This window comes from Mesomycoplasma dispar, from assembly GCF_000941075.1.
Lineage (GTDB): Bacteria > Bacillota_I > Bacilli_A > Mycoplasmatales > Metamycoplasmataceae > Mesomycoplasma > Mesomycoplasma dispar.
The window spans coordinates 167492-190242 of record NZ_CP007229.1; the positions used below are offsets into that span (position 1 = coordinate 167492).

At 28.3% G+C, this 22751-nt stretch carries 15 protein-coding genes; 7 read left to right on the forward strand and 8 right to left on the reverse strand.

What is annotated here, in order from left to right; genetic code table 4:
* Positions 1–138: 138 nt before the first annotated feature.
* Genes MDIS_RS00615 through MDIS_RS00635 form a run of 5 tightly spaced genes read right to left on the reverse strand, consistent with a single transcriptional unit; the run spans position 139 to position 9813 of the window.
* On the reverse strand, positions 139–3756 hold the full coding sequence (locus MDIS_RS00615) for an Mbov_0399 family ICE element protein (RefSeq protein ID WP_044635196.1): 3618 nt from the start codon (positions 3754–3756) through the stop codon (positions 139–141).
* Positions 3756–6398, reverse strand: coding sequence for an Mbov_0397 family ICE element conjugal transfer ATPase (locus tag MDIS_RS00620; protein ID WP_044635197.1), 2643 nt, complete (start codon positions 6396–6398; stop codon positions 3756–3758). The genes MDIS_RS00615 and MDIS_RS00620 overlap by 1 nt, the downstream gene beginning before the upstream one ends.
* Positions 6399–6434: 36 nt before the next feature.
* Positions 6435–8723, reverse strand: coding sequence for an Mbov_0396 family ICE element transmembrane protein (locus tag MDIS_RS00625; RefSeq protein ID WP_044635198.1), 2289 nt, complete (start codon positions 8721–8723; stop codon positions 6435–6437).
* Complete coding sequence (locus MDIS_RS00630) at positions 8723–8998, reverse strand: Mbov_0395 family pilin-like conjugal transfer protein (protein WP_240532172.1); 276 nt, start codon at positions 8996–8998, stop codon at positions 8723–8725. The genes MDIS_RS00625 and MDIS_RS00630 overlap by 1 nt, the downstream gene beginning before the upstream one ends.
* A 35-nt stretch (positions 8999–9033) precedes the next feature.
* On the reverse strand, positions 9034–9813 hold the full coding sequence (locus MDIS_RS00635; RefSeq protein ID WP_044635200.1) for a DNA-processing protein DprA: 780 nt from the start codon (positions 9811–9813) through the stop codon (positions 9034–9036).
* Positions 9814–10276: 463 nt separating this feature from the next.
* On the opposite strand from MDIS_RS00635, the gene MDIS_RS00640 reads away from it, so the two are divergent.
* From MDIS_RS00640 to MDIS_RS04290, 3 genes are read left to right on the forward strand one after another with little or no spacing between them, the layout of a single operon-like run.
* The gene (locus tag MDIS_RS00640) at positions 10277–13444 is read left to right on the forward strand and encodes a type I restriction endonuclease subunit R (protein WP_044635201.1); all 3168 of its coding nucleotides are present in this window, start codon (positions 10277–10279) and stop codon (positions 13442–13444) included.
* Positions 13445–13446: 2 nt separating this feature from the next.
* Positions 13447–15093 carry an HsdM family class I SAM-dependent methyltransferase gene (locus MDIS_RS00645; RefSeq protein ID WP_044635202.1) on the forward strand — a complete coding sequence of 549 codons (1647 nt, stop codon included), beginning with the start codon at positions 13447–13449 and terminating at the stop codon, positions 15091–15093.
* Complete coding sequence (locus MDIS_RS04290; RefSeq protein WP_052506191.1) at positions 15071–16135, forward strand: restriction endonuclease subunit S; 1065 nt, start codon at positions 15071–15073, stop codon at positions 16133–16135. Before MDIS_RS00645 ends, MDIS_RS04290 begins: the two co-directional genes overlap by 23 nt.
* A 40-nt stretch (positions 16136–16175) precedes the next feature.
* Here the strand turns inward: MDIS_RS04290 and xerA are convergent, their stop codons facing one another.
* Positions 16176–17150, reverse strand: coding sequence for a site-specific tyrosine recombinase/integron integrase (xerA, locus tag MDIS_RS00655; RefSeq protein ID WP_044635203.1), 975 nt, complete (start codon positions 17148–17150; stop codon positions 16176–16178).
* Between the two features lie 190 nt (positions 17151–17340).
* Here xerA and MDIS_RS00660 point away from each other — a divergent pair, with 190 nt between their 5' ends.
* Positions 17341–17943 carry a restriction endonuclease subunit S gene (locus MDIS_RS00660; RefSeq protein WP_197722419.1) on the forward strand — a complete coding sequence of 201 codons (603 nt, stop codon included), beginning with the start codon at positions 17341–17343 and terminating at the stop codon, positions 17941–17943.
* Here MDIS_RS00660 and MDIS_RS00665 read toward each other — a convergent pair.
* Complete coding sequence (locus MDIS_RS00665) at positions 17940–18476, reverse strand: restriction endonuclease subunit S (protein ID WP_044635204.1); 537 nt, start codon at positions 18474–18476, stop codon at positions 17940–17942. The two genes, MDIS_RS00660 and MDIS_RS00665, sit on opposite strands and share 4 nt — an antisense overlap.
* 289 nt (positions 18477–18765) lie before the next feature.
* Between MDIS_RS00665 and MDIS_RS00670 the strand changes: the two genes are divergently transcribed.
* From MDIS_RS00670 to MDIS_RS03930, 3 genes are all read left to right on the forward strand, one after another.
* Positions 18766–18987 carry a hypothetical protein gene (locus MDIS_RS00670; RefSeq protein WP_044635205.1) on the forward strand — a complete coding sequence of 74 codons (222 nt, stop codon included), beginning with the start codon at positions 18766–18768 and terminating at the stop codon, positions 18985–18987.
* Positions 18988–19027: 40 nt separating this feature from the next.
* The gene (locus MDIS_RS03925; protein WP_052506193.1) at positions 19028–19300 is read left to right on the forward strand and encodes a hypothetical protein; all 273 of its coding nucleotides are present in this window, start codon (positions 19028–19030) and stop codon (positions 19298–19300) included.
* A gap of 77 nt (positions 19301–19377) precedes the next feature.
* On the forward strand, positions 19378–19626 hold the full coding sequence (locus tag MDIS_RS03930) for an IS3 family transposase (protein WP_052506194.1): 249 nt from the start codon (positions 19378–19380) through the stop codon (positions 19624–19626).
* A 43-nt stretch (positions 19627–19669) separates the two neighbouring features.
* Here MDIS_RS03930 and gyrA read toward each other — a convergent pair whose 3' ends face one another.
* Positions 19670–22267 carry a DNA gyrase subunit A gene (gene gyrA, locus MDIS_RS00680; RefSeq protein ID WP_044635206.1) on the reverse strand — a complete coding sequence of 866 codons (2598 nt, stop codon included), beginning with the start codon at positions 22265–22267 and terminating at the stop codon, positions 19670–19672.
* Between the last annotated feature and the right edge of the window lie 484 nt (positions 22268–22751).

The following is a 22751-nucleotide window of genomic DNA, read 5'->3' on the forward strand; positions in this document are numbered from 1 at the left end:
ATAATGATGTGTCTCATTTTCCTATACTAACTTACCATTTAATTGGTCATTTTTTGTTTATTTGTTTATGTAAAGAAATCCTTTTAAGTTTAGTAAATTTCTTTATTTTTCCTTGTTCTAACCTGTGCTTTCTATGCTTTAATGTTTGAATTTAGCGATAAATTTATTGTAAATTCAAAATCCAAGAAATAAAACTCCTAGTGTCATAAAAATAATTAGTGGAATTAATCAGTATCAAGTTGTTTCTTTTTTAAAAATATTTTTTGAATTATCACTTGGATTTAAGTTAGAAACATTTAAATTACCTAATGGTGAAAAATCTGAATTAAAAACAGTAAGTTCTTTTTTACCGTTTAATTGCGACGTTCCAGGTTCTAAAATTAATGTTGCTCGGTCTAAATTAGGATTTAGTCGAAAATTATGTGCAATTTGTTCTAAATTTTTAAGGTAAAGATATTTTTTAGCGTCAATTTCTTCTGGTAAAAGCAAGTTATATACGTGCTCTTTTAATGCTTTTTCTAAATTATTGCTGTGTTTTGAAACAGAAAAGTTAAACTGTGTCGCTCGAATTTGGTTTAAGTTTTGAATTTTTGGTTCAGTTAAACTTCCAATAATATTAACTAGTTTAATTACTTTTGAACCATAAAAATTTTTAGTTGATTCTGCTTTAACTCTTAATTCTAAATTTCAAACTTTATGTGGAATTTGGTCGTTTTCCTCAACATTTTTAATAATTTTTTCAACAGTTTCATCAAAGTTATCGATTACAAAATCAAAATTAAATCTATATTTAATTTTTTTTCAACTTTTGTCAATTTCATCTAGAATGAATTTTTTTGCTTTTTCTATGTGTAAAATTCCTGCTAAATTTATTCTATCAAGATCAAGTTCTTCGAAAATATTTTTGTGATCTTCAAAAATCAAACTAGCTTCTGGCAGTTTTTTTAGTAAAATAAACGGTTTTTCTACAAAATATTTATTTTTATACTGATTTTTTATTTTAAAATTTGCAAAAATTTTATCATTTTCTTTTTCTAAAACAATATCAACTTTGTCTGCATCTTTTTGGGTTGATAAATGATTAATTATTTCAGAAAAATTATCAAAATGTTCATTGCCTGGCAAATTAATTTTTTCAATATCAAAATTAATTTTTGTTTTTGATTCATCGCCATTTTCTTTCTCAACTTTTATATTTGTAAATTTAAGTTTTTTTTGTTTTTTATTGGTTATATTTACATCAAAATTAAAAGTTCCATCGTGATTTTTCACGACATTTTCAATTTTTAGTTGGTTTTCATTAATTTTTTCATTCTCATTAAGGATTATTTTTAATAAATCAACTTTCATTTCAGGGTTAATTTCTAAAATTTCATCAGTTTTTCCCGTTTGATTCCTTGCATCATTGTCAACGCTTGTGTTTCTTAAATTTTCACTGTTTTTGGCTATTTTTCTTCTTTTTATTGCAGAAATTATACGATTTTTAATTAAATAACCTGTGTCGAGTTTAGAGTTAATTTTGCTAAATGATTGTTTTTTTACTAATTTTTCGATAAAATTTCGTCAATAAAGTAAAATTTGTTCATACGAAAGTTTTTTAATGTCATTTCAAGACATTTTTTTGGAAAGCAAACTTTGCGCTAGTATTTGTCCTGGCTTTGATTCTCAAAATGGAATAATTGATTTATTTGGGAAAATATCACTAAAAAGTTGTGAACTTGAATTTTCTCCAATGGAAACAATCTTATACGAAGAAAGTCCTTTGTCAAATTGCGAACTAAAAAGTCAAATTCCTGAATTCGAAAAGTATTTGTTTGTGCTGTTAGTAATGTCAAATTTTTCAAATTTTTTGCTATTTTTACTTAAAATTTCGAAATTTTCGTTATTATTTGAGTTAATTTGATACCTATTTGATCAAGTCTCTTTATTTTCGATTAAAGAATTTAAAGTTATATTCGCTCCTTTTCCGCTAACACTTCCTTCAGCGATAAACCCAATATTGCTTTTTAGCCCTAAATTTAGGCGTGAAATTTCGTTTGGAAGTTGTGCAAAATTGCTATTTTCTGGCAGCGAATCCAATTTATTCCCAGTAGAAACTCATAAAATTTGTTTTTTAGTTCCAGTTTCGGGATCAATTAACGGATCAAATTTTGGATTTTTAATTTTAGTTCCAAAATGATCGTAAATTAGGTTACCATTTGCGTCTTTCAAGTATGGTTCAATTAATTTTTGTTGCTCCTTATTATTTTTAGGATCTCAAGCAAATCACTTGATGTCCATTATTGAGTTTGCTGATTTAATCACAAATTCGATTTCATAAACGGCAATTAATTTAGAATTATCCTGTGTTTTGTCACTTTTTTCAAATTTTTTTATTTCAATTTTATAGTTATTTATTGCATTTTTTTCATTTTTTCTATCTAGTCTCAAATCTTCAAGCACATAGTTAAAATTGAGATCTAAAACATCGATTGGCTTGCCGTTTACGTATAAAATTTCATTCTCATTTTCATCTGCAAAGAAATTCAGTTTGATTTTATCGTGATATTCCCACTTTCCACCGTAAATATAGCGGATATTTTCCTTTTTTTCTTCATTTTCTTTTTTTTCTGTTTGAATTTTAATGGGTTCATCAGTTTTTGGTTCATAAATGTTTTGATCGTAAATTTGACCTGGAATTACTATTAGTCTCTTTCAAAATTCGTCCTTATTACTGTGTTTTTCAGGAGAAAAATTAATATTAACATTTTGATTTAGAATAAAATTGTAGTAATTTTTGTCTTGTGGATGTTGAAAATTTAAGAAAAATTCAATTGTTGTATCACTTGTAACGTTAAATTGTAATGATGAATTATATTTTTTTTGGTTATTAAATTTTGTAAATAATTTTTCTGATAACTCTTTTGCTTTTTCCTTAATTTTTTCAAGCGTTTCTGATCCTTGATTTAATGAAAAGTTACGTATTTCATAGTCTTTTTCATTTTTATCATTAGTTTCCAATATAATTTTATTATTTTTAAGAACTTCGCTGTTAAATTTTTGTCTTAAATTTTCTAAATATTCTGTAAGTTCAACATTGGAGTTTAAGACTGGTTTTTGGTAATTGTAGTTAAACTGTAAATTTATAGTAAAGTTTTTAATTTTATCATCGGTAATTTCGAAACCAATTCGATAAATTAAATTTGAAATCTTAAAATTTTTTGCACCTGTATTTTTTTCAAGTTCACTAATTTTTTCTTTTGCATATTGGTTCAAACTTTTTGTGACATCAAAGTTATTTTGACTTTTTGAACCAATTTTTAGGGAAATTTTATCAAAAACTGAATTATCATACTCGCCATAAACACTGAAAATTGTTTCTTCTTTTCAATGCCTGAATTTTTTTTCCTCTCAATAAAATTGTCAATTTCGACAATTTTCCAAGTTTTTACAATATTCAAAGGCATAATTTTCCGTATTAATTTCGGGTTTAGCGCCTGGATGGTATACTTTTTTTGTAATTTCTTTATCAAACCAATAGGACTCCAGTTTCCGAACTTCATTTTTTTGGTTTTTAAATCACTCAAAATAAACCGAATCAGTTTGTCTCTCAACCTCAAAGTTTTCAATAACTGTTGTAAAATTTGCAAATTTTGATTTTGTTATTTGATTTGCTGATTTGTGGATTTCAAAATAATCATTATTTTGAAATCCCATTGAAAGAAAATGTATCGGCACCATTGTTGTTATTAAAAAAAATGGCATTTTTCTTTTCATTAATTTTCCTCCTTGTTTGATTTATCTCCTTTGTCAAAAAATAATTTTTTCTCAATTTTGTTGAAATAACCAGAACAAATATATCGATCATTTAAGTTGGCTGAAAAAATAAATTCACCAATTTGGGCAAGAGCAATAAATTTTTTTTCTTCTTTTGTAAGTCCGCCTGATGAAGAAAAAAGTTTATCTACTTTCTCGATGTCGTTACTTTTCAAGTTAAAAAAGAAAGCATACTGACAATTTTCAATAATTGCTTCTGATTTTCTTGCAGCTTCACCGCTAATTGCAAAATCTCCTGGATTTTGTGTTGTAATTATTAAAGAACCATTGTATTTACGGATAGTTTTTGCAATTTTAAATAAAAAATCAAGAGCAATTGTATTTGATTCATCAATAAAACGGTGCGCTTCGTCAACAACTAGCACAATTTTTTGATCTTTATAAAAGTTAGTTGCAATTTTTCCTTCAATAAATGACAAAACAAGGAAAAATGCCGATTGATAAATTCGTTTTTCAAGGTGCATTAGTGTCGAAACATTAAAAATTACAAGTCCGTGACTGATGTCCAAATTGTTGCTATGGCCATTAAAAAGTCGATTTAATTTTCCATATTCGTTAAATTCATAGCGCAAAGTTGATAAAACGATTGTTTTTTCAAAATCAGTGATATAGTCCAAATTCATTGCTTCATAATTTTCGATTAAATCAGTGATAGTGGGAAATTTATCTGGTTCTAAAAGGCAAACATCTTCAAAAAATGTATAAAAATCGCGATTTTTATACATTTCATTAACGGTTTCAATAATCGACATCAGCATTTTATGTTCTAAATTAGGAAGTAAAATTCCAAAAAATTTTTCTAAATTTTGAAGATGGAGAGCAATTGTTTCTGCGTTATTAAAGTTTTCATTTTCATCCTGTTTTGATTGGGGGTTAAAAACTTTTTGAATCTGCAAAGGATTGAAAATTGTCAAAACTCCACCACCAAAATTAATACTATTTGCGTCTAAATTATCACCAATTTTTCAATACTCATTTTGTGGATCCAAAACTATCACGGAATTGCCGATTGCTTTATTGTAAGTTAACAATTTTTTAGTCATCGTCGATTTTCCAGCGCCTGATGTCCCTAAAATAAAACAGTTTGAATTTTTTCGGTCTTGATTTTGTAGAAAAATATCAAAGAAAACTGGAGTATAATCAGTTTTACTAATACCGATCGCATTATAATTTCCGTCATTGAAATTTCGTGATGTAAACGGAATTCCAAAAGCGATGTTGCTAGCTGGCATTTCAATTTCTTCTTTTAAAAAGTTGCTAAAACGAAAGAAAATTGATGCAAAACCCTGCAATTGACGGTATTTTAAAGGATTAATTGTTGCCCCAATGTTTCTTAGGTTGTTCCGATTTTTACTTTCAATCTCTTTTAGTTCGGTTTTTGTCTCACCTGTATTTAAAAAGATAAAAGTTGAATAAAAAATTTCCTCTCGCGATGAACCAGCGATGTTAATTATTTCTTCAAGTGCAGCACGTTCTGTTTCTGCTTTTGTTTTTTGGACAACATTTCGTTGGTCGCTAAGGTTTGATTCTAAATTTTTTGCACCTTTATTGAAACTATTTTCTTTTTCAGCTGTTGTTAGTCGATTGAGATGCCAAATTACACTGCTATTTGTCGAAAAAAGTTGTGCTGCCCAACCAAGCGGAAGGTTAAAAGGATATTCGTTGATACTTTGAACCGAGAAATAAATATCATTAATTTTAAAATACTCAGGATGTCACTCGATCTTATTTTGTGCCAAATATTTGCTGATATCATCGCCGTTTTTAATATTATTAAATTCTTCATCGTTTAAAAAGTCACTAAAATTAATAATTTTTAAATTCAAATCAAGCAAATCGCGAAGTGAAGCAATCCTTGCACGAAAACCAGTCGAGGAAATGTTTGCCCGCAAAAGATTCACTTGTTGAAGTAAAGAAACATCATTTTTTTCATAAACTATAATAAAATAGCGATGATGCAAATAAGAATCAAAATTAAGAATATCACTTTTGTATTCTTGGCATAATTCTGCACCTAAATTTTCTATGCATTCATCTTGATGTTGTAAAAAAAATAATTTATTTTTAGTTAAATCGTTAGGGTGAGCAATTTTTACAATTGAAATTCGGTTATTTATCGAGTTAAGACTGACAGTTAGTTGTTGAAGAATCTGCTCAATTTTTTCAGATCCGATGCTAAAAATATCCTGGCCATTGATCTCAATTCCGCCAACAAAACCACCTCCAACTTTGATAAAATCCTGTTTTGCGCGGGTGTAAGGCAATAAATTTCTCGTATTTGCACTAGTTTTTGCAATTTTTGTATAAATTTTAGGTCGCGAAATGTATAAAATCATATACCAAAGAATTTTATATCCCTTAAGATCTCAGTTTTTATAGTGTTTTATGAGTGGTGCTGTCAAAATTAGAAACAAACTTGCTGAAATTAAAATTTTTCATAGAACAAAAATGTTTTCAGGTAAAGCAAAACTGATACTTGCCGATAAGAAAAACATGAACATAATAATCGGCAAATCAATCAAAGTGATTTTTCGAAAAATTTGAATTTGAACATTTTTAATTCGTTTATTCTGTAATTTCATTAGTTTTTTCCGTTTTTTATCTAAAAGTGTTTATTTTTATTCATCTTTTTTACCAGTAGTTTCTGGTGTTGTATCATCAGTTTTGTTCTTGATTTCTATTTGTTTTTCAAAATCAGGTTTCATATTTTCTTGATTTTTTTTTATTTTTTTCAAGTTTAGACTTGCATCTTGATCTTTTAACTCTATTTTTTTATCTATATTTACAGTTTTTTCATCTTTTTTAACTAAATCTGCTTGATTTTCAACAGTTTTTTTCTTTCTTCCTCTAGGTTTTTTCTCTTTTTCTTCGATAGTTTTTACCTTTTTTACCTTTTTTTCAGGTTTTTCGTTATCGCTTGTTATAGTTTTTTTTGCATTTTTGGTCACTTTTTTTGCTGTTTTTTCTTCGCTTTTTACCTTTTTTTCCCTGGTTTTTCGCTTAGGTTTTTCTTCATCGTCGGGTAATTTACCTCAAAATCATTCTCAAAAACCTTGTTTTTTTGGTTCCACAACTGAATTTATTTCCGATTTTTCTGTTTTGTATGCCGAAAACTCAGTTGTAGAAGCGTCTTTTTCAGCCAAATCTTGCTCTTCAGATACTTTTACAATACTTTTTTCTTCTGGTTTTTGAACTTCCCCTTTTGAAAACTCAGTTGTAGAAGCGTCTTTTTCAGCCAAATCTTGCTTTTTAGACGCCGCTGTAATGCTGTTTTCAATAGATTTTTCAGTTTTTTCGATGTTATTATCATCTACAAGCTCTGTTTTTTCAGTGTTATTTTCGCTGTTAACTTCCACTTCACCGTCTTTTTTAGCATTATTCTCTAATTTTTCTTCCACTTTGCTGCTTTTTTCATTAGAATTTTCAATCTTATTTTCATCTTTTTTGTCTGAATTTTGAGTCACGCTTTTTATATTAATTTTGTCTACCTTATTTTCCTTATTTTCAAGTTTTGCAACTTCGTCGCTATTATTTGGATTGTTATTTGTTTTTTTGTTTTTTCTAAATAATTGACCTATTTTGTCAAAAAAAAGTTTTGCTGGACCTTTTTTTTGATTAGGATTTAGGGCTTTTTTTGCGCGATATTCCCTAAATTTTTTTGTACCAAATTTCAATCCTTTATACCCCAAAACAGAACCCGCAACAACCGAGGAACCGACTCCTAAAAGTTCGGGTAATCTTCAGCCACTTGATTTTGAACTAGGCAGTAGCGAATTGTCAACAATATTAAAAGGGTTTTTTTTCTTTTTTGAAAACAAATTACCAACATCTAAATTAGCATTTTTGGCATTTCGACCTAAATTTATCATCGCAGCACTTGCACCTGCAAGTGCTACTCCCCCAACTTTTAAGGTCGATGAGGCAAGTCTTTGTTGGTGTTCAAGCGCTCCTTCTTGACCAAATTGCGAAGCAATTTGGCGAGTAAAAGAAGCGATTGCCAAACCACCACCGATTATGAAAGCAATTCTGAATAAAAATCGGAAAATTTGTTGACTTTTTACTTGGCTTAAATCGATTAGATCTGCAACTTTGTAAGTTGATGAAATTCAAATCAGGAATAAATTAAAACTGACTTGATAAACAATAATTATTGCAAATTGACCCAAAAAATTTTTAGTTCAAGATTTTAGTCTGCTTCCGTCATCCCAGATGCTGCTGATTGCTCAAACAGGCATTGTTAAAAAATTCATAAAAAGTTGTGCTGATGCTGTAAATCAGGAAATAAAACTTATACCCAAAATGTAGGCGATAACAATTGATGATGCCGAAAGTGTAATAATTAAACTAATCGCCTCACCAGATTCCATTGATGAAAAAGTTGTATAATATGGAGAACCGAAGCTTTCTGAAATTAGTTTTATTTCTTCATCGGTAAATTTATCACTTGCCGATCTTAACATCACGCTAATTAAATTCTGATCTCCACGAATGTAGTCATTAATTAAAAAAAGTGTCGACTGAATTGTAATAAGAAGTGCAAAAAAAATAATCGGGAAAAGAAAAATAAAGGCAAAAGAACCAATACCAACTTTTCCCATCGCGATAATTTCGCTGTCAGCCGACCTTTTACGGATTAGCAAAAATTTAATATACCGTAAAACAAAAACGAGAAAACCCATTGAAATCGATGTGATCGCAAAAATTCAAAAACCGATCGGTAGACTTTCGAAAGAAAAAGTTTCCCTTTGAAAAAGCGCGTTCACAATTATATTAATTCCAATTTGGTCAAAAATAAAATTGAAAAATGCAATAATCGATAAAGGTAAATAAACCAATAAATATCAACCTAAAATAAAAAAAGGATAAGTAATTAAACTAATTAAACCATTAAAAAGTCAACCAAACATTATCCAGAACTTCCTTTAGCTGCTGAACTAGCAACAGAAATGATTACTGTGGATAATCCAAGTGCAACTAAAATGATGACAAAACCGATCGACGATCAAATTAGTGCCTTTTTTCATTTGTCTCGCTTTTCAACATCGTGAGAAATTGCTAACATTGTTGCAAAAAACACAACTGATGCAACAAGTATACCTCCGGCAATTGGCATCCCGATTTGAGTTAAATATTTAACTCATTTTTGCAAAGTGTCTGAAAGAGTCGAGAGTCCTTTCCCCACTTCTCCTATGTCATTAAACAAACTTAAAATATACATTATTCTCCCCTCGATCTACTTTCGTAATAAACATCTCTTATTTCGGTAATTCAATTTGCGCCTTGATAAATTAGATCAGAACAACCTTTAAAATCAAGTTCATCTTCTTCATCTTTATCAAAAAAGCAATAAATTTCTTTACCAAAATCAAGAAAATAGTTAACTAAATTTTGTGAACCGCCAATTTGACGGATTGAATAGACAACCAAAAAATTAGCAAGCGCGGCCACTAAACGGTTCCGTTCAATTAAACGCTTTTTATTTATATTAGTTCCGTTAGGATATTCGGATATAAACAAAATTTTTTCATAATCTGAAAAATCATCAAAAAGCCAAGGATTTTGAACCCCATTTGCTGAAACCGCAATAATTGGGATCTCGTTTAAACGGAAATATTCCATTATTTTTTGTTCAACACCTTTATAACCGTTTGTAACTAAAGTATGACGCTTAATAATTTGGTCTAATGACCGATTGAAAAATTCCTGAATTTTCGAGTTATATTTTTCGCCAATAAGCGAAGTTTTTGGACTTTTACTATTAAGAATTTCAATATCACCACGATAAAATAAAACATAAGGTGGGTTTTTAAGTATTTGAAATGATTCGGGATAATTTTGATCAACAATTGTAATTGCCTTTATTTCGCCAGAGTCAACTTTTTTCTGAATTTCAAAAAGTTCTTCTTTTGTTACTTCTTCATTTGTTTGAACAGCTTTTTGAATTGATTTATAATCACCTTTATATTTGATGGCATAGTGAATTAAAGTGTTCTTCATTTTCCTTCCTTTCAATTATAAATTAAGAAATTTTAGTCTTTCAGATTGAAAAAAAACTTTTACTTCAAAAAGTTTTTTTATTGTCTTTTTTTTGGAGAAAAGATTTTAAATTTCTTAAACTTATTTTTAGGCTTTAATAAAAAACTGGATGCATAAATCTAATCAAAAACAAACTGAATATATTTGTTTTCTTGAAAAAATCAATCTAAAACCCATCCACTAAAACACCTTTTACTCGATTTTAGACTGATTTTTTCGATCTTAAAAATGAAAAGTGTAGACATTTTTTCACTTTTATCAAACATTTTAGGTAAAATTATGATAAAAAGATAACAAAAATTCCCCTTTATTGTTAAATAAGTGTTATAGACAATTTATTATTCTAAATTTTAAATATACTCGAGAATATTTTGGACTAGACATTTTTTATAAATAAAATGAAAATAATATGAAGGAAAATAAAATGCCACATAACTTTTTTAGCTTTAACGAAGCAACAAGAGTCCAAATACCAGCATTAGTTCATCTTACAAGACTTGGTTATGAGTATGTGGGCAAAATTTCAAAGGATTCTAATGTTAAATACGATTCTGATACTAACATATTAATAGAAATTTTTGAGAATCAGTTTAAAAAATTAAATCCTAACTTTGAGGGTGAAGTTAAAAAAATTTTAGAAAAAATTAGGCAAGAACTAAATTTTAATGACATTGGCAAAGCCTTTTATAAAAGATTAGTTTCAGTTAGTGAAAAATTAATTGACTTTGAAAATATCGAAAATAATGTCTTTCATTTTACAGCGGAATTTACCTATAAAAATGGAAACGAGGAATTCAGACCAGATATAACTTTGTTTGTCAACGGTTTGCCACTAGTTTTTATTGAGGTTAAAATACCAAATAACGAAGATGGTATGATCGCTGAACGTAAACGGTTGGAAGACAAAAGATATTCAAATTCCAGTTTTCGAAGATTTTTTAACATCACACAACTAATGATATTTTCTAATAATATGGAATATCCAGATTTAGGGGGAATAACACCAATTGAAGGTGCTTTTTATGCAACAGCCGCAAAAGATAAATCTTTTTTTAACTATTTTAGAGAAGAACCTGTTAATGGTGATGAGTTTTACTTTTATAATAATTTTTTGTATAAAAGTATTAATCCTGAAATTGAAAAGAAAATTTTAGCCGATTTTAACTCACAAATATTACATAATTTACCAGAATATCAAAGAAATTTGGAAAAAACTACCCCGACAAATAGGATAATCACCTCAATGTGCAGTCCAGAAAGACTTTTATTTTTAATAAAATACGGAATTGCATATGTAAATTCAAGAAAAGAAGAAGATGAAAAACTCATTGAAATTCAGCAAAAACACATAATGAGATATCAGCAAATGTTTGCCCTACTTGCACTTAAAGATAAAATTACCCAAGGGATAAAATCAGGAATTATTTGGCATTCGCAAGGAAGCGGAAAAACGGCGCTTTCATATTATTTAACTAAATATTTAAGCGATTATTTTGCAAGTAAAAATCAAGTTGCCAAATTTTACTTCATTGTTGATAGAATTGATTTATTAGAACAAGCAAAACAAGAATTTGAAGATAGAGGTTTATCAGTTAAGGTCGCCAGAAATAGAGCAGAATTTACGGAGCAATTTCGAAAAAACCAATCAAAAGAAGGGAATGGTGGGAATTTAGAAATTACAGTTGCTAATATCCAAAAATTTGATAAGAATGATAAAACCAAAATCTCGCTTAAATACGGAATTAATTTGCAAAGGGTTTTTATAATCGACGAAGCTCACCGTGGTTATAAAATTGAAGGCACTTTTTTATCCAATTTGCTTAATGCTGATAAAGATTCAATAAAAATCGCTCTAACTGGAACACCACTTTTAAATAAAGAGCAAGCAACTAAAAAAGTATTTGGCAATTATATACATACTTATTATTATAACAAGTCCGTTAATGATGGTTATACTTTAAAAATTATTCGAGAAGATATCGAAGTTTCATATCGCCAAAAACTTATGGAAATATATGATCGTATTTTTATTGGGGTTGAGGAAAAAGATATTAAAATTAAAGAAATAATCGAACATAAATCCTATGTAAGCGAGTTTTCTAAATACATTATTTCCGATCTAAATGAATTCAGAAAAGTTTGAAATGATAAAACTCTTGGAGCAATGATTGTTTGTGAAAGTGCAGAACAAGCACGAAAAATATACGAAATTTTCGATCAAGTTCAAGATAGTCTAAATGAAAAGAATTCTGCTGGAACCAGACTAAAAGCAGAATTAGTTTTGCATAATGCTGGCGATAAAGAAACAAGAAAAAAAATCATCAATAACTTTAAAAAAAATATGGGAATTGATGTTCTTATTGTTTTTAAAATGTTATTAACTGGTTTTGATGCCCCAAGATTAAAACGATTATATTTAGCACAAAAACTACAAGATCACACTTTATTACAAGCAATTACTCGTGTTAATAGACCCTATGGAAATATGCGTTATGGTTATGTTATTGATTTTGCAGATATCAAGAAAAATTTTGAAGAAACTAATAAAAGATATTTAAATGAACTTGCAAATTTTAATAATGATGAAATAAATCTTGATTTTAATGATATTTTAGAAGATAAGGATAAATTACTTGAAAAAGTTAGAAAAGCAAAAAATATATTAGTTGAATACAAAACTACCAATTTAGAGGATTTTGTAAGTCAAATTTCTGGAATTAATCAGAAAAGAACTTTGTTAGAACTTAAAAAAATTCTCATTGATGCAAGAGATGCTTATAACATTGTTAGAAGTTTTGGTAATGATGAACTTAAAGAGAAATTTTCAAAAATTCAGATTGTCAGTTTGTCTCAATTTATTATTGAATTGCAGAAAAGAATTAAAATGATTAACCAAAAAGAAGCATTTGAATCCTCTGATCTGATAAAACCGATATTCAACTTGGCAATGTTGAATTTTGAATTCAGTTTTAATAAAAATTTTGAAGAAGAACTAGATATTGTATCAAAAACTGAATTTGAGGAAAAAGTAAAATTAGTAAGACAGATGTTAATCAAAAACAGTGATTTTGGTAATTTAGATCCGAAAATTGCTCCATTAATATTTGAATTAATAAAACGTATGGAGAAAAAAGGTTTTAGTCAAAAAATAGAATCAATGGAAGAATACTATGAATTATACCAACTTTTTAAATCTATTTATACTGAAGGAAAAATATCCCTAAATAAAAATCAAGAATTAGCAGCAAAATATAATAATGATGCAAAATTTGTTCGCATTCACAAGGCAATAAGAGAGGAGAATCAAGAAAGAGAAAAGGATGGAAAAGATTATATTATTTCTCAAAACGAATATGAAATAGTTGATCTTTTAAATTTCATTAAAGAAAATCTAGATAAACAAATTTATGATAACAAGAATATCTTAAATCAACCACATTTTTTTGACATAATTATAATGACTGAAGTATCAAAAGCATTTAAAAGAATAGGGATAAATGGTGATAAAGATGCTAAATCTAAAAGAGAATTTCTTAAAGATCTAATTAAAAAGGAATATCTAAAACAATTAAATAACAAAGGAGATTTTTAAAAATGAATTTATCAGTAAGAGAAAAAACAATTAAATTAATCGACGAATTAAAATCAACCTGCCAAATTTATGGTATGGGAAATGATGGCAATGAATATAAAGTTATTACTCAAATTTTTTTATATAAATTTCTAAATGATAAATTTGGTTATGAAATTAAAAAAATAAGCAAAGAATTAAATAATGCTGAAAAATGAGAAGAAACTTATTCTAATATGTCAAAAGAGAGTCGTGATAATTTATTCGACGAACTTGGACCAACAATTCCACGATTAGATCCTGAACATTTAATTGCAAATCTTTGGAATCAACAAAATAAAGGTAATTTTGCATCAATTTTTGATGCTACATTGGTTAGTATCGCGACTAAAAACGAAGATATTTATGTAACTCAAACAGTCGAAGGTTCTAAAAGCCAGTTTTTTGAGCCCCTCACAGTTTATATCGAAGATGAAAGTCGGCGTTCCGCATTTGCTACAGCATTAATCGATAAATTAGTTAATTTTTCATTTGAAGAAGTTTTTGGTGAGGGTTATGATTTTTTCGCGACTATATTTGAATATTTAATAAAAGATTATAACACTAACGGCGGTGGAAAATATGCTGAATATTACACACCACAATCAATTGCAACTATTATGGCTCGTTTATTAGTGGGTGAAGATGGTGATTATCACAGTGTTGAAGTTTATGATCCTTCTGCTGGATCGGGAACACTTGTAATTGCGCTTTCTCACCAAATTGGTGAAGAAAAATGCACAATTTATACGCAAGATATTTCACAAAAAAGTAATAAAATGTTAAAATTAAACTTTATTTTAAACGGTCTTGTTCAATCACTGGAATATACAATTCGGGGTGATACACTAATTTCGCCTTATCATAGAACCGATGATAGAAAAGATTTAAGAACTTTTGACTTTGTTGTTTCTAATCCGCCTTTTAAAATGGATTTTGCCGAAAACCGCGAAAAACTAGCAGATATGCCAGCAAGATTTTGAGCTGGAGTTCCTAAAATTCCTGAAAAGAAAAAGGAAAGTATGGCAATTTATACCTTGTTTATCCAACATGTTATAAATTCATTAAAACAGAAAACTGGAAAAGGTGCAATCGTTATTCCGACTGGGTTTATAACTGCAAAATCAGGTATCGAAGCAAAAATTCTTAAAAAAATTGTTGATGACAAAATTGTCTGTGGTTGTATAAGTATGCCCTCAAATGTTTTTGCCAACACTGGAACTAATGTTTCAGTACTATTTTTTGATAATGCCCGAAATCATAATAAAGTTATCTTAATTGATGCATCAAAATTAGGCGAGGACTATCAAGATGGTAAAAATAAAAAAAGAAGATTGACAGAAAAAGATATTAATTTAATTATTAACACATTTCGCAACAAAGAAAGTGTTGATGATTTTTCAGTTGCAGTTAGTTATGATGAAATTAAAGACAAAAATTATTCGCTTTCAGCTGGGCAGTATTTTGATATTAAAATCGACTATATTGAAATGAGTCCTACTGAATTTGAGACCAAAATGACTGAATATAAAACACAACTTCAGGAATTTTTTCAAGAAAGTCAAAAATTAGAAAAAGAAATTATGGAGCAATTGGATAAATTAAAGTATGGGAACAACAAAAAAAGTTAAACTTAGTGAAATTGCTCGCTTTATTGCAGGACAATCACCAGAATCAAAATATTTTTCTAGAGATTCTAGTCTAACTCCATTTATGCAGGGTAATAAGTCTTTTGGAAGACTTTTTCCTCAAATTAATAATTATACTTCAAAAATTATTAAAATTGCAAAACCTGGAGATATTTTAATCAGTGTGAGAGCACAAGTTGGTGATTTAAACATTTCTAACAAGAATATTTGTATAGGTCGTGGTTTAGGAGTTATTAGCGGGATAAAAATTGATAATAAAAGTCTTTATTTTGTAATAAAAAATAATATTAAAAATTTTATTAAAAAAGCAAATGGAAGCACTTTTTCTTCTGTCACTAAAGATGATATAAACAATATGGAACTAATAATTCCAGAAAAAGGACTAGATAATATCACAAATCTTTTGTGAAAAATTGAAAGCAAAATAACAATGAACCAACAAATAAACGATAATTTATTATCTTTTGCTCGTAAAAAATATATGCATTATTTTTTTAAAAAAACTGCAAATGGCAAGATAAAAAATGTAATTTTTGAAGCTGAAAAATCAAAAATTTTGGTTGGTCAAGCAAAAACCTGCAATGGCAAATATCCTTTTTTTACAAGCGGTTCGTCAATTTTATCATGAGATAAGTATTTTGTTGATGGAAGATATTGTTTTCTTAATACTGGCGGGAATGCTGACGTAAAATTTTATGTTGGGAAATCAGCTTATTCTACCGATGCATGATGCATTTCCGCAAATAATAATATGGCAGATTATCTTTATCTTTTATTACTAACTATAAAAGAAGAGTTAGGTAAAAAATATTTCAAAGGTACTAGTCTAAAGCATTTGCAAAAAGAATTATTAAAACAGAAAGAAATTTATATACCAACAAATAGTGAGTTGTTATTTTTTAACAAAGTAATTCAACCTATGTTTGATTTAATTTCCAAAAATACAAAAGAAACCTTGAACTTAATTGGAATTCGCGATTTTCTTTTGCCACTTTTAATGAACGGGCAAGTAGAAATTAATTAGAAAACTAAATTATCGTTTATTTGTTATTTGTTTTTCCTCTTTATCCGATATATTTTTTATGTGCAGTTTTTACATTGGTTTGCTTGACCATTGCATATTTTAAAGTAGTATCGACCTTTTCGTGTCCTAAAAGTCGTTGAACTTGTTCGATTGGCATTCCTTTGTCAATTGCGATTGTTGCTAAAGTTCGTCTGAATTTATGCGGATGGACTTTTTTAATGTTTAATTTTTCGCCAATTTTTCTTAATCTAGATTCTATCCCGTTAATTCCAATTCTATTATAAGGTCATTTTAATGAGACAAAAAGTGCTTTATTATGATCAATTCTGGAATTTAAGTAATTTTTTAAGTGTATTTTTGTTCTTGCATCGAAATAAACTATTCGTTCCTTGTTTCCTTTTCCGATTACAATACATTCTCTCTCGTTAAAATCTATATCTTCAATGTTTAGTTTAACAAGTTCACCAACTCTCATTCCAGTCGATGCAAGTATGTCAATTAATGCTAAATCTCTAGAATTTTCAACATTATCACGCATAATTTCCAATTCTTCATCAGAATATGTTTCTTTTATTGTAATTGGTGATTTAACTTTTTTTATTCTCCGCGCTGGACTTTTAATTATATGATTTTCATCTTCGAGTCAAGAGAAAAAACTCGATAAAATTCTTCGAATATTGTCGATTGTGACTTTGCCTGAATTGTTAATTTGCTGATAATTTGTCAAATATTGTCTCAAATCACTAGTCTCAATTTCGTTTGCGTTTTTGTTTATCCCGTTAAACATTGAATTAATAGTGGAAATATAATATTTAACTGTATTTTCGGAACAACCTTCAAGTTTTTTTGAATCAATAAACAAATTTATTAATTCTTGATTAGAATAATTTTCTTCTTTATTTTCAAAAATTTTTACAAACTCATTATCAAGAACATTTTCAAGTTTATGAATTTGTTGATTATTCAAACAACTTTGCATTTTTTGTAATATATTTTTGATAATTTTTTTCTTCATTATTTTACCCTCCAAATTAAAGAATAACACAATGAAGGTTGAAATCTAGATTTTAAGCCATGTAAAAACTAGATTTATTTAAATAAACGATAATTTAGAAAAGCAAGCAAAATTATTTTATGATTATTGATTTAATCAATTTGATTTTCCGAATGAAAATGGACAGCCATATCGTTCATCAGGTGGAAAAATGGTGTGAAATGAACAATTAAAGTGTGAAATTCCAGAGGGTTGAAAAATAAAACCATTGCTTGAATTAGTAAATTGAGAAAGTAATAGCCAACCACCAAAAAAGGATTTTATATACGAATCGAGAGAAGGTTATATAAGATTTATTCAAAATAGAGACTACGATAGCGATAACTATATAACGTATGTACCACTGACCAAAAACTTAAGTATTGTTGATCGTTTAGATATTCTTATAGATAAATATGGTGATGCTGGAGTAACTCGTTATGGAATTGAAGGCACATTCAATGTTGCATTAGGAAAAATAAGTGTTAAAAATAAGAATTATAAAGAATATATTAGATCTTTTTTGAGTAGCGAAGGTGTATATAATTTTTTGCATAATTCGTGTTTAGCATCAACCAGAGCATCTCTAAATGAATCTAACTTAAGAATATTGAACGTTGTAATTCCAAATGAAAAAATTGTTTTAAAATATGAAAAATTAGTAAACAAAATACGATTAAATATTTTGCAAAATAATGACAAAACGCGAGAACTAACTAATCTTCGCAATTTCCTCCTCCCGCTTTTAATGAATGGGCAAGTAGAAATTAATTAGAAAACTAAATTATCGTTTATTTTAGTATTTAATTCAATTTTTTTATCTAAAATTGAAAGCATCATTCCGATTTTTTTTTGAATACCTAACGGTGGGCATAATAATTCATATTCAGAAAATCTACTTTTGTTTATAATGGGAACAACTGTGGAATTTTTACTATGAAAGTTAAGAGTTTTTCCTAATTCTACCATTGCATAATAAATAAAATCCACATCATATTTTGAGCTAGGAATAAGCGAATTTATTTGCTGATTAGTAACTGTTTCTTCTGTTGTTATTACAACTTTTCCTACAGAAGCGATACAACTTACACAAATTGCATTTGGTGGTATCACTGAGTTTTTAACGGATATTTTACCTTTTTCTGTAATGTATTTTTTTGTTTTTCTAACGTATTTTACGGACATATCATCTGAAGGTGTTAAAAAAGGAATATTACCGTTATAATATGAATTATTTGATGTTTTTGGTGTTTTTCCAGTAATAATCCGACCAATTTCACCAACTTTTCTAATCTTCCAATCAGACATATTTTCGCCTTCACTAATTTAAAATATTCTAGTATAACTTTTAAAATTAATTTTAAAAATAAATCTTAATAAATTTTATCATTAGTTGACTGATTAAGTAAGATATTTTAAAATTGTTCTGATTTTAAAAATGCAAAAATCTTATATTAGACTAGTTGAAATGAAGATTTAAATTAGAAAAATTCAGTTTAAAAACCAAAAATTTTGATCAGATTTTAAGTAATTTTTATCTTCTGATTTGAAAAAATTTCTATAAATTTAAAGTCTGGCGCAGAAATTAATCTAAAATTTGATTAAAAAATTTTCAATTAAAAAGGATAAAAATTACAGGGCATTTAAGTCTTGGAATGGGAAAAATGGTTCAAAAAATTCAAAGAATTCAAAAATTTGACTGAAAAAGAAAGAAAAAACAGTATACAAAAATCCTTTTGAAGACAAAATTATTGAAATTTTTTATGAATTAGAAGCAAAATGCGGCTGACAAAAAGTGCAAAAAAACGCTTGAAATTAAGCACGGAATTACTTTAAATGAAAGAACGCTTGGAAGAATTTTGAGCCGAAACGGACTGAGTGGTAAAACAAGACAAGCAAAAAAACGTCGGGAAATAAAGGATGTTTTTGTAAAAAGTCAAGATTTTGTCAAAAGATATTTCAATGGTGTGAACGCAAATATCGTTGCAACAGGTCTAACTTATATTAAATCACCAAAAGATATTCTTGATAATAATGTTTACTTATCAATCGCGATTCATCATAAAAGCAAAAAAATTATTAACTGAAATTTATCCACTTCTAATGAGTTGAACTTGTATATTCGCATTTAAGCAAAATAAAATTTAAAGAAAAATGATACTTACATTCTGATCACGGATATCAATACTCATCAAATTTATACAAACAAATGGCAAAGGAAAATAATGCGATAATTTCAATGTCGAAAATCTACAATTCAGTTGATAATCGTGAAGTCGAATATTTCTTTTTGAATTTAAAATCAGAATGTCTAAGTCAGATAAATATTAAAAAACTAACTTTTGTTGACTTAAAAGAACAAATAAAAAATTATCTAAATTTTTATAATCAAAAACGTATACAATCTAATTTAAACTGAAAAACACCAGAACAAGTTTGGAGAAGTTTATCTTTTTAAATTTGTCTAATTTTCGTGTCCGAGTCTGAAAACATAGGGTTTTTTAACTTTCGCTTTCATTAGTCTGACTATCATTAACAGTTTTTTTAATCAAACTAACTGATGTGATTTCATCACCTTCTTTGAGTTTGATAAGTTTTACACCTTTAGTTTTACGACTAATTACTGGGGCTGTGTCAAGATCAATTCGAATTGCAAAACCTCTTTTGGTAATAATTATCGCTTCCTGACCTTCCTTTATAGTTGAGACAAAAATGAGATCGCCAGCTTTTGAAGAATCAATGCTCATAAGCCCTTTTGTCGCTCGACCTGTAACTCGGTATTCCTCAACTGGTGTTTTTTTACCAAAACCATTTTTACTTAAACTAAATACAAAATCATTTCCGTGAGTGAAACAAGCACCAATTATTTTATGTCCTTTTTCTAAATTAATCGCTTTGACTCCGATGGAAGCGCGTCCGCTATTACGTAATAATTTAATTGGTCAACGGTTCACAAGTCCTTGTGATGAAGCAATTATTATGTCAATATTTGGATCATCAGGAACGATAAATGCTGAAACCAAATAGTCATTTTCGACCATTTTCAGGGCAATTTTCCCATTTTTCGGAATGTTTCGAAATGCTGAAAGTTCCGTTTTTTTAATATTTCCAAAAGCAGAAACTGTAATTAGTCAATGATTTTTGTATTCTTGATTTCAGGCAATCAAATTGGAAATATTTTCATCTTTTTGCAATCTTAAAAGATTTAAAAACGGAATCCCTTTTCCTTGCTTCGAACTGTCAGGAATTTGGTGTGAACGCAATTTAAAAATTTTTGCATTTGAAGAAATTATTAAAAGATCGCTGAGAGTGTTCGTAATACATAGTGATTTTAGTTCATCATCTTTGTAAAGACTTGAAGTTGAAGCACCAAAACCTCCGCGGTTTTGCAGACGATATTCGTCTAAATTAATTCTTTTTACGTAATTATTTTGTGTTAACGAAATAATTACGACTTCATCAGTAATCAAATCTTCTTCATCGAGATGGTTGATTTCTGGAACAATTACAGAACGTCTTTGATCACCAAATTGTTCAGCAACACTTTTGTGCTGATTAATTATTAATTCGATTAATTTTTTTGGTGATTCAATTATTGACTTAATTTCGCTAATTTCGATTTTTAACTCATCAACTTCAGTGATTAATTTTTCGATTGCAAGCGAAGTTAGTCGCCCGAGTCGCATATCGATTATCGCTTTTGTCTGACCTGGATTTAAATTGAAAGTATTTGCTAATTTTTCCTGGGCAATTTGATCAGATTTTGACGATTTTATTATTTCAATTACTTTGTCAATATTTTCAATTGCAACTTTAATTCCAAGTAAAACATTTAACTTTTCCGATGCTTTTTCAAGATCAAAATTTAGCGAACGAAGATTGATTTCCTTTTGGTGTTCAAGATAATGTGAAAAAATTTGCACTAAATTCATTAATTTTGGCACACCTTTGACAAGTGCTAACATATTTACAGAATAACTTACTTGCAAATCAGTGCTATGATAAAGTTTATTAAGGAGAATTTCGGGACTAAATCCTTTTTTTACATCAAAAACCACACGAATTCCGTGACGTGTGCTTTCATCGCGAACATCTTTAATCCCTAAAATTTTTTTATTTCTAACTAAAAAGGCAACTTTTTCAATAATTGATGGTTTTTTTACTTCGTAGGGAATTTCATAGAAAACAATTCGTGATCTGCCAGAATTAAGATATTCAATTTTTGCTTTTGCCCTAATTAAAAAAGAACCTTTTCCTGTTAAATATGCTTGATTTATTCCTTTTTTACCATAAATTGTCGCCCCTGTTGGAAAATCGGGACCAGGAAGAGTAGCGATTAAATCATTAATATCAATTTCTGGATTTTTTGCAAAAATAATGAAGGAATTGATAATTTCTGCTAAATTATGCGGTGGAATTTTTGTCATCATTCCCACAGCAATTCCAGAAACTCCCGAAACTAATAAATTAGGAAATTTTGCAGGTAAAACTTCAGGTTCAACTTCACTAGCATCATAATTAGGGCGAAAATTAACGGTGTTTTTTTTAAGGCCTTCAATCATTTTATTGGAAATTTTTGAAAGTCGTGCTTCAGTGTAACGCATTGCCGCGGCTTCATCGCCATCAATTGATCCAAAATTTCCATGACCGTCGACTAAAGGATAACGTAACGAAAAAGGTTGCGCCATTCGCACCATTGATTCATAAACGGAAGCATCACCGTGTGGGTGGTATTTCCCTAGAACATCACCGACAATTCTAGCAGATTTTTTATAACTTGTTCCAGATGTAATTCCCAATTCAGCCATTGTGTATAAAATTCGACGGTGAACCGGTTTCAAACCATCGCGAACATCAGGGAGAGCACGCGAAACGATAACGGACATTGAATAATCAAGAAACGAAACCTTCATTTCGTCCTCGATTTTAATTGGTGAAATATTATCAGTTATTGTTTCTAAAATTGTAGGTTTAATTTCATAAACTTTATTATCTTCATCTATTTCATCATTGTTGGTATCAAGATTTGAACCAATATCAGTTTCAATATCGTCAAAATTTTCGTTGTCTTTGTCTTTTTTATCTTTCTCCTCAAACATCTTGATTCCTTTTATTAATATAAGAGCATATAGTAATTTAAAAATTATACCATAATTTATAAGATTTTTTCAATTTTTGTTGACTAAAAGATAGAATTAAATAATTTTTCACTTAAATTTTTTTTAGTAAAAAATAACAAAAATTGTTTAAAAAATAAAACAGGTAGTTTTACCCTTTTTTAGAATAAAACTACCTGTTTTATTTAATTTTTAAAAAATTAATCAAAAATAAATGTTTGCAATACTTTTAACATCAAAACGATAAATTCATTAATTTTTATAACAGAAATCCACAACCAACTTATTATTTTTACTTTAATTCAATTTACGATGTTCCTCGATTTTCTTATGATATTTCTCGCTAAGATGTTCCTCGATCTCATTTTTAACATATTCAATCTCCAATTTAAAACTAATAAAATATTACCATAAAATTGAGAAAATTTATGAAAAATTCTATAAATTTTTTTTAGAAAAAAGCGCC